This window comes from Halovivax limisalsi, from assembly GCF_023093535.1.
GTDB classification, from domain to species: Archaea; Halobacteriota; Halobacteria; order Halobacteriales; family Natrialbaceae; genus Halovivax; species Halovivax limisalsi.
Map to the genome: position 1 here is coordinate 2,979,250 of NZ_CP095757.1, position 12,000 is coordinate 2,991,249.

The window sequence follows — 12,000 nt, forward strand, 5'->3', positions numbered from 1 at the left end:
ATAAACGGTTTGAATCCGACCGGCCCCCGATGCCGGGGCCGCGGCGCGGCGGTCAGCGACGCCCGAATACAGCCGCGAACGCCGTATTCAGAGGCGGTCACGCCGATAAGTCGGTTACGACCTCGACGCCGCTGATCTCGTACTCGCCCATCGCCGCGAGCCGATCCGAGACGTCGCTCAGCGAGACGCGGTTCGTCACCAGCCGACCGGGATCCAGTTTGCCGGCGTCGATCAGGCGGAGCAGTTCGTCGTACCGCGTCGGCGGCATCCCCCGCGAGCCGAGCACCGAGATCTCCCAGCGCGTGATGGCGTCCATCGGGAGCGAGATCTCGCCGCGTTCGGCCTCGGTCGTGATTCCCAGCTGCACGTGCGTCCCGCGCGGCCGGAGCGATCGAACGCTGTTCCGACAGGTCTCGGCCCGCCCGAGCGCGTCGACCGAGACGTCGACGCCGCCGTCGGGGCCCGGACCGGCACCCGCGGGCGCCCCCGACGGGTCGGAGTCGTCGCGAACGAGCCGCGAGATCGCCGCGGGGACGTCCGCCACGCCGCTGGCGTCGACGGTCTCGTCGGCGCCCAGCGCCGCGGCCATCGATAGGGGTTCCTCGCGGACGTCGACGGCGACGACGCTCGCGCCGAGCGCGTCGGCGATCTGTACCGCGGCCAGGCCGAGGCCACCACAACCGTGGACGGCTACCCGGGTGCCTGCACCGACGTCGGCGCGGTGGTCCAGCGCGTGAAACGCCGTCACGTACCGACAGCCGAGGGCGGCCATCGACGCCGCCGAGACGCCGTCGGGCAGGGAGACGGCGTTGTAGTCCGCGCGAGGAACGTGGACCCGCTCGGCGAACGCGCCTGGGGCCTCGGGTTCGAATCCGAGCGCCCACCCGTCTTCACAGACGTTTCCGTGACCGTCGAGGCAGTGCGGACAGGTACCGTCACCGAGGTTGAACGGGACGGCGACCCGATCGCCCTCCCGGAGCGTGTCGACTCGCGAACCGACCTCGATCACGCGTCCCGCGGGTTCGTGACCCAGAATCTGTCCGAGCGGGACCCGGTCGTCGGCCCACTCGCCGTGGCCCATCCAGGCGTGCCAGTCGCTCCGACAGATTCCGCACGCTTCGACTTCGACCACGACGCCGTGGGGCGCCGGGTCGGGCGGATCGACGTCACGGATCGCGAGCGCCTCGCCGTAGTCGTCGAGCACTGCTGCGCGCATACGCTCGCATCGTCGCCGGGCGGGTAAAGGGGTTCTGCGGGTGGCCGGGACGAGGTTCTGCGGGTGACCGGGAGACGGGGTTCTACGGGTGGCCGGGACGAGGTTCTGCGGGTGAGCGCTCGGGTGCGTGCGGGTCGCTCGATCATCCGGCCCGCTCACCGCGCCGGTCTCACCCGATCACGCGACCGACTCGCTCCAGACCCGTCCGCAGTTCGGCCGTCGGCAACCCGAACCCGATCCGGAAGTACTCGGGGTGGCCGAAGTACTCGCCGGGCGCGAGGACGACGCCCTCGTCCTCGACGACCGTACGACAGAAGTCCGTCCCGTTCTCGAACCCGTCGGGGACGGTCACGAAGCCGTTCACGCCGACCGGATCGTACCACTCCAGGTCGTGTTCGGCGAGGAACTCCCGGACGATCGCCCGGTTCTCGGTCGCCAGCTCGCGGTTTTCCGCCAGGATCTCGTCCTCCCGCTCGCCCAGGGCCTGTTTCGCGACGTGCTGGCCGAAGATACTCGGCGAGATCGTCGTGTAGTCCTTCCAGCGCACCGCGGCCGCGACGACGGGTTCGGGCCCGACCAGCCAGCCGAATCGCGTCCCGGCCAGGCCGTAGGCCTTCGTCAGGCTCGTCGTCGAGATGCCGCGGTCGTAGCGCGCCGCGACCGGCTCCAGGGGGTCGTCGGCGAGCAGGCGGTACACCTCGTCGCAGAGCAGGTAGGCGTCGTGGTCGGCGGCGATCTCGGCTACCTCGTCGACGACCGACTGCGGGTGGTAGCGCCCCGTCGGGTTGTTCGGGTTATTGAGTACGACGACGGTCGTCTCGTCGGTCACCGCCGCGGCGACCGCGTCGACGTCGAGTTCCCAGGTCGGCGCCTCGAGGTCGACCCGGGTGACCGACCCGATCGCCTCCGGGACGGCGTGGAGGGCCTGGTACGTCGGCGTGACGACGACCGCGTGGGCGCCGGTGGCGAGGCCAGTCGCCGCCCCGGACCCAGTCGCGTCACCGGGACCATCCGCGTCGAGCAGTCCCAGAAACGCGAGGAAGTTCGCCTCCTGCGTGCCGCAGGTGAAACAGATTTCGTCCGGGCCGCGATCGTATCGGGCGGCCACGTCGGCCCGGAAGTCGGGGTCGCCGTCGGTCGGAATCACGTACCCCAGCTCGCCGGGATCGGTGTCGAAGCGCTCCGCCGAGAGGCTGCGGATGCCGCTCTCGGCGAGCATGACGTCCGCGTCGTGTTCGTACTCGTCGAACCAGCGTTCGAGGCCGAACGGTTCGATCTGCATGTCGGGGTCTACGGGTCCCAGCGGGCAAGTAGGTACGGTCACGGGCAAGCGAACAAAGGTGGTCGGGAAATCGACTACGGGTAGTCCCGAGCGGCGGGGCGACCGAGCCCGGTTCGCCGAACTCACGCCCACCGGAACCCGGTCGCGTCACTCGGCGGCGAGAGCGGGGACGCCGGCAGCTCGTCGGGCACCGTGGGACGGTTGTAGGCCCGCGGCGCGACGTCGTTCGGACCGTCGGGGTAGTACAGGGAGGCGAGCAGCTGGAGTTGGCCGCGACCCACGCCGAGTTCGAACTGCCCGCCGCCGTACAGCCGGATGTCGTTCTCGCGGCCGTACGCGAGCGTCTCGAAGAGCGATCCGAGCGAGCCGAACCGGGAGGGCTTGACGTTCAGCCGCGCGGGTTCGAACGGCAGGTCGCGAACGTCGTCGAGGCCGTGGATCGGCGCGTCCCACGAGACCCGCTCGCGGACGGCCGGGTCCTCGAACAGGGGTCGCGTCTCCTCGGTGAGGGCCGGATCCTCGATCACGGCGTCCGGGAACGCCTCGAAGAGCCGTTCGTACAGCTCCGGATCGCCCGGATTGTCGACGTCGGTCCCCTCGTAGTGGCCCTTGAGGTCGAGGATCCGGACGGCGTCGGTCTCGACCAGCGCGTCGATCACGTCGTCGGTCCACTCGTCCGTGGGATCGAGTTTGAACTCGACGTCGGGAACGCGTTCGAGGAGCTCGTCGACCCGGTCGGTCGTCGGCGGGTCGCCGAGCCGGGTGCTGGCGACGAAGTGCATCGGCGCCGGGTCGCGATCGACCGCGCTCGCCAGGTCGGTCCCCGCCTGGCGGAGGGCGAGGTCGAGCGCCGCGCTCTCGACGCCCCACCGCCGGTAGTTGCGAAACGCGTCCCGGGTCGGTGCGCCGGCCGGGAACAGATCGAGATCGCTCACGTGAGCGGAGAACGAGTGGATCGAGTCGTACTCGCCGGCGAGGTCGGGCAGGCCCGTCCGCGCGAGCGCATCGTGTTCGTCGGCGTCGTAGGTGACGTCCTCGCCCCGCCCGGTCACGGGCTCGCCGCTCGGGCCTGAGCCCGACAGCGAGACGATCGTCGTCACCCGGGTGAAGTCGCTCGACGTCTCGCGTTCGCGCCGGGAGAGCGAGACGTCCTCGATCGCGAGCGGCAGGTCGGCCAGCCGATCGTAGTCCATAGGGGCACTGAGACGGCCAGGCGCAAAGGCGTTCCCGACGTCGATCGGGCTCGAGGCGTTCCCGACGGCGATCGATCCCGTGCCAAATCGGGGTGGCGGCGTCAGTCTTCGTCCTCCCGTTCTCGCCGCCGGCTCCGCAGGCGCTGGCGGGTGAACTGCGGCTGCGCGCTGATCCCCTCGCGCTCCCGGAAGGACCGACGAAGCGCGATCGCCGCCACGAGAACCAGCCCACCGCCCACGACGGCGACCGCGATCGCGTCGAGCGCGACGCCGATCCCGGCCGTGACGACGCCGGCGGCGAACGAGAGGCCGTAGACGATCCGCCTCGCGAGGTCGTCGAGGAGTCCGTCGGGATCGGACAGGCCCGCCTGCACGTACAGGTCGTCCCGCTCGACGCGGTCGAGCGCGGCCTCGGCTTTCGGCGGGATCCGGACCGTCGCGGCCGCCGACTCGCGGAGCTGCTCGCCGGCCTCCTCGAGGTAGGCGCGGGCGGTCTCCTCGCGATACCCGCGCTCGGTGAGAAACGACGTCGCCGTCGCGATGAAGTCGAAGTCGGGGTCGAGGGTCACGCAGACGCCCTCGACGACGGTCGCGACCCGGAGGACGAGCGCGAGGTTGCGCGGCAGGCGAAACGGGAACTCGTAGATCGAGTCCTCGATCTGGGCGACGATGTTCTGAACTCGGCGCTGGTCGACGTCCTCGCCGCGGGCGTCCTGGATGGCGAGTTCGAGCACCTCGGACATCACCGCGCGGTCGGCCGCCGGGCTCAGCGTCCCCACCTCGATCAGGGCGTCGAGGACGGCGTCGGTGTCGCGCCTGGCGATCGCGACGTAGAAGTCGACGATCTTGTCCTGGACGAACGGATCGACCCGGCCGGACATGCCGAAGTCGTAGAAGACGATGCGGCCCTCGTCGTCGACGGCGAGGTTGCCGGGGTGCGGGTCGGCGTGAAAGACGCCGTCCTCGATGACCATCTGCATGTAGGCGCGCTGGAGGCGATCGGCGAGGTCGACGCGGTCGATCCCCCGCTCGTCGAGCGTCTCGACGTCGGTGATCTTGGTTCCCTCGACGTACTCCATGGTGAGGACCCGTTCACCCGAGTGGCTTTCGACCACGTCGGGGAAGACGACGCTCGGGTCGTCCGCGAAGTTCCCGGCGATCGTCTCGAGCATCCGCGCCTCGCGCTCGTAGTCCATCTCCTGGCGGATGGTCCGGTCGAACTCCTCGGCCAGCGTCTCGAGCGAGTACGCCCGCGCGTCGTCGACGAACCGCTGTAACACCGGGATCGTCCAGTGGAGCACCCGGAGATCGGTCGCGACGAGGGACTCGACGCCCGGTCGACGAACCTTCACCGCGACGTCCGCACCGTCGAGCCGCGCCCGGTAGACCTGGCCCAGGCTCGCGCCGCTGATCGGGTCGCGATCGAACGAGTCGAACCGATCGGCGACGGGCCCGAGATCGTCCTCGATCACCGCCTCCGCGGCCGACCATTCGGCCGGCGGCACCTCGTCCTGCAGCGCCGAGAGCACGTCGAGGTAGACGGGCGGCAGGACGTCGGGCCGGCTCGAGAGGAGCTGGCCGAGTTTGACGAACGTCGGCCCCAGCTCGAAGAGGATCGAGAGCAGGGCCTCGGCGCGCCGGCGCTGCGTTTCTGCGGCGACGGTTCGGGGCCGGCCGAACAGGACGAATCGTCGACGGTCGCGGGCGAACGCCCACAGCAGGGGGAGGAATCGCCAGCAGACGATCAGAAAGCGACCGTACGCGCGAAGTCGTCCCAGCGTGCTCACCCCGGTTACTCGGATTCCTCGACGACGTCGATCTCGGTCTCGTCGGGTTTCGGAATCTGCACCCGGAGCACACCCCGCTCGACGGTCGTCTCGATCGCCGGGTCCGCGAGGCCGTCGGGAAGCGACAGCCGAAGCTCCCGGTCGTCGGCGCGATTCCGTTCGACGTACTCGTAATCGTCGGGGTGGGTCCGATCGCGAGTCGCCTCGATCACGAGCGTCCCGTCGTCGGTGGAGACGTCGACGGACGTCGCGGAGACGCCCGGAACGTCGATGACGAGGAGGTAGGACCCCTCGTCCTCGAGCAGGTCGTAGAACACGTCGCTGGGGAGGGTTCGAAGGGCGTCGCGGAGAGCAGCCATCGGTCGCTCTTCGAACCGGGAGACGAAAAAGGCCGCGATCGTGTCACCAGGTCGCACTGACCGGTCGGTCGGACCGATCGCGACGGCGCTCCGGTGGGCCGTCGCGGCAGGGATTATACGCTACGCCGCCGAAGCGCCGCCATGGACCTCACGGAATTTCAGGACCTGGCCTCGCCGGAGACGGCCCGCGAGGCCATTCAGGACCTGGCGCTTTCCGCCGGGACCGAACGCGTCCCCCTCGAGGAGGCGACCGGACGAGTGCTGGCGGACCGGATCGACGCCGACATCGACGTCCCCGGCTTCGATCGCGCGAGTCTGGACGGCTTCGCGCTACGAGCGAGCGACACCGACGGGGCTGACGAGGGCGAGCCGGCACGGCTATCGGTCGTGGGCACGGTCCACACCGGCGAGCGACCCCCGGTCGCGGTGGAGCCGGGCGAGGCGGTCGAAATATCGACCGGCGCCGTCATGCCGACGGGCGCAGACGCGATGGTTCCCGTCGAGTTGACGAACCGCACGTTCGAGACGGAGGAGGGTGAGACCGACACCGCCGACGAGGGCGATACGGAGGGGACCGACGCGGACGAGACCGTGCGAGTACGGACGAGCGTCGACCCGGGAGAGAACGTCGCGTTCGCCGGCTCCGACGTCGCGGCGGGCGAGCGCGCGCTCGGCCCGGGCACGACGCTGTCGCCGCGCGAAATCGGTCTCCTGGCCGCCCTCGGTACCGAAACGGTGCCCGTCAGATCGCGACTCCGCGTCGGTATCGTTCCGACGGGTGAGGAACTCGTCCCGCCGGGCGAGGCGATCGACAGCACTCGGGGCGAGATCTACGACGTCAACAGCGAGACGATCGCGGCCGCGGTCGAGGACGCCGGCGGCGAGGCCGTCCGCTTTCCCCACGTCGGCGACGACTGGGCCGCGATGGAGGCAGTTCTGCGGCGGGCGGCCGACGAGTGCGACCTCGTCCTGTCGTCCGGTTCGACCAGCGCGGGCGCGATGGACGTCGTCCACCGCGTGATCGAGGACCTCGGCGAGGTCCTCGTCCACGGCGTGCGCGTCAAGCCGGGCAAACCGATGCTCGTCGGCCGGCTCGGCGAGGCCGGCTACGTCGGGCTCCCCGGCTACCCGGTCTCGGCGCTGATGGTGTTCCTGACGTTCGTCGCCCCGGCGATTCGCGACGCCGTCGGCGAGTCCGAGACCGAGGCGACGATCCGCGGACGCCTGGCCGTCGACGAGGACTTCGCGGAAGACCGCCACCGCCTGATTCCGGTCGGCCTCGTCGACCCGGGACCCGGCGAGACGGTCGGCGGCGAAGAAACGCTGAATGCGGACGCGTCGAGAGACGTGGACGAGTCGACGGGTGCGGAAGAGTCGGTCGACAGGGGAGGGCCGAGCGATGGGGGCGACGCACTCGTCTACCCGGTCGACAAGGGGAGCGGCGCGACGACGAGTCTCGCCCGGGCGGACGGTATCGTGGAGATGCCGGCAGCGGTGGACACCCTGGCCGCCGGTTCGACGGTGACCGTCAGGCCCTTCGGCGCGCACGCCGAGGCGCCGACGCTGCTGGTCGTCGGCGAGGACGATCCGACGATCACCCGCGCCCTCGACGCGATCGACGACCCGCGCTACCTCCCCGAGGGGTCCGGACCGGCGATGGGGTGGCTCCGCTCCGGCGTTCCGGACGTCGCCGTCGTGGCCGGGCCGCTGGAAGACGCACACGACTGGGAACCAGTCGCCCGGTTCGAGCGGGAGTGGGGACTGCTCGTCCCGGCCGGCAACCCCGACGACGTCGCCGGACTCGCCGACCTGGTCGATCGCGACTTGCGCTTCGGCAACCGATCGACGGATTCGGGCGTACGTCGGTGTCTCGACGACGCCCTCGCGGCGCTGGCGACGGATCGCGGGGAGAAACGCGACGCCTCCGCTACGATCGACGGCTACGAGGTGGCGTTGCGAGGCCACGAGAGCCCCGCCGGGCGCGTCGCGGCGGGCGAAGCGGCGGTCGGCCTCGGACTGGCCGAGACGGCGGCGCGCCTCGGCCTCGCGTTCGTCCCGGTCGGCGACCTGTCGGTTCGGCTCCTCGCGAATCCGGCCCGGCGCGGGAAGGCGGCGATCGACCGGCTGGCCGACCGGGCGCGAGCGCTGGCGGCGACCGATCCGGAGCGGTGAGGGCCCGGTCGATCGGACGCGATGCCCGGCACCGACCGGATTGATCGGCCGCGATAGCTGGCACCGGCCAGTCGATGGGATGTCGCGCCTGGCACCCCGACTCGTCGGACGCGGTGACCGTCGCCGACCGAGTACGCTCATTGCAACTGAGTGTGGCGTTTTTAGGTCCATCCGATGTACGTCCCCCAATGTCGACAATCGCCGAGTTTCGGATCCCCGCAACCGACCTGGCGCTCGCGGACGCGTTCGACCGGATTCCGGACCTGACCGTCCAGCTCGAGTCCTCGATCTCGCGAACCGTCCCCTCCATGTGGATCGCCGGGGACGAGCCGCCGGCGGTATCCGAGGCCCTCGCCGCCGACGACTCCGTCGCCGGGGCGGAGCTCCTGATCGAAACCCCCGAGCGACTCCTCTACGACGTCGAACCGACGCCGGAGACGCGGACCCGTTTCGATCGCCTCCTCGAGGCCGACGCGACGGTCCTCGACGCGACGGGCAGATCCGGCTGGTGGCAACTCGAGATGCGATTTCCCGACCGGAACGCGCTGGCCGCGACGCACGATCGACTCGACGAGGCGGGCACCGCGATCGAGATCGTCCGGGTCTCCCAGCTCGGCGGCCGACCGACCGCGCACCCGCGACTCACGCCGGAGCAGCGCGAGGCGCTCGTCGCCGCCTTCGAGCACGGCTACTTCGAGATCCCGCGTCGCACGTCGATGGAGGAACTGGCCGACGAACTCGGCATCTCCCACCAGGCGCTCTCCGAGCGGCTCCGCCGCGCCTACGAGACCCTCGTCGACGCGGAACTCCAGCCCGCCGGGGAGTACGCCCCCTGAGACCGCTCGGCGGGTCGGCGATGCGATCGTCGGAAGAAAACGGGACGGGATCGGCGCAGCTCGAATCCGCGAGTCGCCACCAGAATCGCGAGCCGGACGGGTGGCTCACGGCAGTTGGAGTTCGTCGAACGAGCGGACGCGGTGGTCGCCCATGACGCAGTGGCCGCGCCGTTCCGGGCCGTGGCGGTCGACGTGGATCGCGTCGAGGCCGGCGTTCCAGGCGGCGCCGACGTCGCACGAGCCGTCGCCGGCGAGCACGCCCCGCTGGTCGGTCCGACGGACCCGGAGGTCCGAGAGCACCGACTCGACCGGCGTCGGATCCGGCTTCCAGCCCGTCTCGTTCGTACAGCACAGGACGGCGTCGAACCAGTCTTCGATGCCCAGGTGCTCGAGGATCGGCCGGGTCAGGAACGACTGGCAGTGAGTCACCAGTCCCACGGGCGATTCCAGGTCGGCGACGAACGCGGCGTCGTCGTAGAGGTAGGTCGCCTCGGCGCGAACCTGCGGGTCCTCGACGTCGTGAAACGCTCGCCAGAACGGCTCGGGGTCGACGCCCCACTCGCGAAGCTGGCGATTGCGGGACCCGGTCAGGCCGTGCCACAGGATCGTCGCCTCCTCGTCGTCGAACGGGCGACCCAGCCGGTCGCCGACCCGGTCGAAGACCGTGCGGGTGTACTCCCACTCGACGTCGACCAGCGTTCCGTCGAGATCGAGGAGCCAGTAGTCGTACGACGGCGCCATGCGGACCACACTATACTGCGTTCGACAATATGGGTGTTATGGTCGCAGAAGGTCGCGGGCGGTCGGCGGAAGCAACCGAACCGACCGTCGACGGGAAACGGAGTCACGCGGTCGCGTCGCTCGCACCGAGGACGATCTCGAGTCGACCGGCCTCGATGAGGCGGTCGATCTGGTCGTGCGTGAAGCGACCGTCGCAGTTCGCACCGACGAACGCCACGATATCCTCACCAACCTCGGTAACGGTCGCGAGATCCGCGCCGTCCCGGTGGTGATACCGGACGGCCGTCCCCGGGAACAGGGCTGCAGACGTGAGTTGGCCGGTTCGGCGGCCGGTTCGACGCATACCGCAAGCTCGTTCCCTGCGACGGGTGGGCTCCCGGGTGCGCAAATACAGCGCTTATCGTCGGCCGAGCCGATCGACCGCTCGAGACGCCCACGAGGCTTCGTCGAACGAGTACCGGACACCCCGCGATCGATCTCGACTCAGTGATCGAGGTCGTCCGCGGTCTCGGACGCGCCCTGTTCGGACTCGATGATCTCGGCCATCTCGATGTCCGCGTCCGTAATACCGCCCTCGTCGTGGGTCGTCAGCCGGATCTCGACTTCCTTGAAGCGGATGACGATCTCCGGGTGGTGAAACTGGGCTTCCGCGATCTCGCCGACCATCTGGGCGAAGTTGACGCCGTGGAGGTAATCGGTGAACTCGTAGACGCGAACGATCTCGTCGCCCTCGCGCTCCCAGCCTCGCGGGAGCGCCTCGTCGATTTCGTCGTCGGACAGTCGGTCAGCCATGAAGCAACCGTGGGTGGCCAGTGAAATAATGATTGTGCCTCGCTGGCCGTCGAGCCCGACAGACGGGGCGGATGCGACGGTTGTGCGCTCGGCGGTCGTCCGCTCGCCGGCGCGCGTCAATCGTCCTCGGCGGCGCCGACCGACGGCTCGGTCGGCCCGTCGGTGCCGGTCGGGTCCGCGGCGGCCGCCTGCTCCGGCCCGAACGCGGGGTCGAAGAGTCGCAGCGCCGTGTCGATCGTCTCCCAGTCGTCGTCGACGGCGGCCTCGCGCAGGCTCTTCGTCGGGGCCGCAAGCAACTGGTTGACGATGGCGTCGGCCATCGTCTCGACGATCTCGCGCTGGTCGTCGGGCAGGTCGGTTCGATCCTCGAGCCGGGAGAGCGCCGTCTGCACCTCGCGCGATTTGATCCGATCCGCGCTCTCGTACATCGCGGCGATCACGTCGTCGGCCCGGGCCCGCTTGATCTGGGTGAGCAAGCGCTCGAACTCGCGATCGACCAGTCGCTCGACCTCCCGGGCGGCCGACTGGCGGCGGCTGCGGGTTCGGTCGGTCACCGACTCGAGGTCGTCGAGGTCGTAGACGGTGACCGACGCCGGCTCGGCCGCGGCCGGTTCGACGTCCCGCGGCTGGCCGAGGTCGACGACGACTTGCTCGCGGTCGCCGAGATCGGCCGCCGACAGCACCGGTTCCGGCGATCCGGTCGCGGCCACGACGACCGACGCGGACGATGCGGCGGCCTCGAGTTCCGAAAGCGCGAGCGCGTCACCCTCGACGTCGAGCGTCTCCCGGAGCGACTCGGCGCGTTCGAGCGTGCGGTTCGCGATCGAGATCGAGGCGACGCCGCTCGATTCCAGCGCGCGTGCGGCGAGCTGAGCCATCTCGCCCGCGCCGACGACGAGGCAGTCCGCCCCGGCGAGGTCGATCGTTTCGCCAGCCAGTTCGACGGCCGCGGAGCCGAGCGAGACGATCCCCTCGTTGATTTCGGTTTCGGTGCGCGCCCGGTCGCCGACGTGCATCGCCTTGGTGACGACGGGGTCGAGCAACTCGCCGATGCCGCCCGCGGCCCGGGCGTCCTGATAGGCGTCGCTCACCTGGCCGATGATCTGGTCCTCGCCGAGAACGACCGACTCCAGGCCGCACGCGACCCGGAGGATGTGCCGAATGCTCGGCTCGTGGGTCGCCCGCCGGACGGCGTCGGTCGGCGCCGCCGCGAAAAAGTCCGCGAGCGCGTCGGCGCCGTCCGCCGGCGTCGGCGCGACCACGTACGCCTCCACTCGGTTGCAGGTCGCCAGGACGAACGCTTCGGTCACCGACGGCGCCGACAGGAGCGTTCCGACGCCCTCGTGCTGGGACGGCGGGGTCACGGAGGCGAGGTCGTCGACGTCCGCCGTCTCGTGCGTGACGCGAGCGCTCGTGACCACGCCGTGGGCGGTCACGCCGGCCCACCTCCGAGTTCGATCCAGTCCGGTCCGTCCTCGTTCACGCTCCGTCGATAGCCAGTCCGGCTACGTAAAGCTGTCCAAAGGACGGCGACAAAACGGCCGTCTGCGGGCACGAATCACCGAAGTTCCCGCCCGGAAGCCCGCAATATTGTGGGTTCGGTTCGGCTGACGGTCCGTGTG

11 protein-coding genes are annotated in these 12,000 nt (G+C 70.3%); 2 read left to right on the forward strand and 9 right to left on the reverse strand.

The window, feature by feature from the left end; all coding sequences use genetic code 11:
- Window positions 1–97 precede the first annotated feature (97 nt).
- The 5 genes from MXA07_RS13950 to MXA07_RS13970 all read right to left on the reverse strand — a co-directional run bounded on the left by MXA07_RS13950 (window position 98) and on the right by MXA07_RS13970 (window position 5,837).
- Window positions 98–1,216, reverse strand: a complete 1,119-nt coding sequence (locus MXA07_RS13950) for a zinc-dependent alcohol dehydrogenase family protein (protein WP_247729202.1) — start codon at window positions 1,214–1,216, stop codon at window positions 98–100.
- Window positions 1,217–1,385: 169 nt separating this feature from the next.
- A complete protein-coding gene (locus MXA07_RS13955) occupies window positions 1,386–2,498 on the reverse strand; it encodes an aminotransferase class I/II-fold pyridoxal phosphate-dependent enzyme (protein WP_247729203.1) in 1,113 nt (370 codons plus the stop codon).
- Between the two features lie 122 nt (window positions 2,499–2,620).
- Window positions 2,621–3,691 (reverse strand): enolase-like domain-containing protein, encoded by a 1,071-nt coding sequence (locus MXA07_RS13960; protein WP_247729204.1) that lies wholly within the window; start codon window positions 3,689–3,691, stop codon window positions 2,621–2,623.
- 101 nt (window positions 3,692–3,792) lie between these two features.
- The gene (locus MXA07_RS13965; protein ID WP_247731760.1) at window positions 3,793–5,409 is read right to left on the reverse strand and encodes an ABC1 kinase family protein; all 1,617 of its coding nucleotides are present in this window, start codon (window positions 5,407–5,409) and stop codon (window positions 3,793–3,795) included.
- A gap of 74 nt (window positions 5,410–5,483) precedes the next feature.
- Window positions 5,484–5,837: an Hsp20/alpha crystallin family protein gene (locus MXA07_RS13970; protein WP_247729205.1), complete on the reverse strand. Its 354-nt coding sequence runs from the start codon at window positions 5,835–5,837 to the stop codon at window positions 5,484–5,486.
- Between the two features lie 141 nt (window positions 5,838–5,978).
- Here MXA07_RS13970 and MXA07_RS13975 point away from each other — a divergent pair, with 141 nt between their 5' ends.
- Together MXA07_RS13975 and MXA07_RS13980 are read left to right on the forward strand one after the other, a co-directional pair.
- Entirely contained in the window at window positions 5,979–8,009 is a 2,031-nt protein-coding gene (locus MXA07_RS13975) for a molybdopterin biosynthesis protein (RefSeq protein WP_247729206.1), read from the forward strand.
- A 188-nt stretch (window positions 8,010–8,197) separates the two neighbouring features.
- Window positions 8,198–8,845 (forward strand): helix-turn-helix domain-containing protein, encoded by a 648-nt coding sequence (locus MXA07_RS13980; protein WP_247729207.1) that lies wholly within the window; start codon window positions 8,198–8,200, stop codon window positions 8,843–8,845.
- A 105-nt stretch (window positions 8,846–8,950) separates the two neighbouring features.
- On the opposite strand, the gene MXA07_RS13985 is transcribed toward MXA07_RS13980, so the two are convergent.
- From MXA07_RS13985 to hemA, 4 genes are all read right to left on the reverse strand, one after another.
- Window positions 8,951–9,586 carry an HAD family hydrolase gene (locus tag MXA07_RS13985; protein WP_247729208.1) on the reverse strand — a complete coding sequence of 212 codons (636 nt, stop codon included), beginning with the start codon at window positions 9,584–9,586 and terminating at the stop codon, window positions 8,951–8,953.
- A gap of 103 nt (window positions 9,587–9,689) precedes the next feature.
- A complete protein-coding gene (locus tag MXA07_RS13990) occupies window positions 9,690–9,929 on the reverse strand; it encodes a hypothetical protein (RefSeq protein ID WP_247729209.1) in 240 nt (79 codons plus the stop codon).
- Window positions 9,930–10,069: 140 nt separating this feature from the next.
- Window positions 10,070–10,378, reverse strand: coding sequence for a 4a-hydroxytetrahydrobiopterin dehydratase (locus tag MXA07_RS13995; protein ID WP_247729210.1), 309 nt, complete (start codon window positions 10,376–10,378; stop codon window positions 10,070–10,072).
- Window positions 10,379–10,494: 116 nt separating this feature from the next.
- Window positions 10,495–11,814: a glutamyl-tRNA reductase gene (hemA, locus tag MXA07_RS14000; protein WP_247729211.1), complete on the reverse strand. Its 1,320-nt coding sequence runs from the start codon at window positions 11,812–11,814 to the stop codon at window positions 10,495–10,497.
- Window positions 11,815–12,000 lie beyond the last annotated feature (186 nt).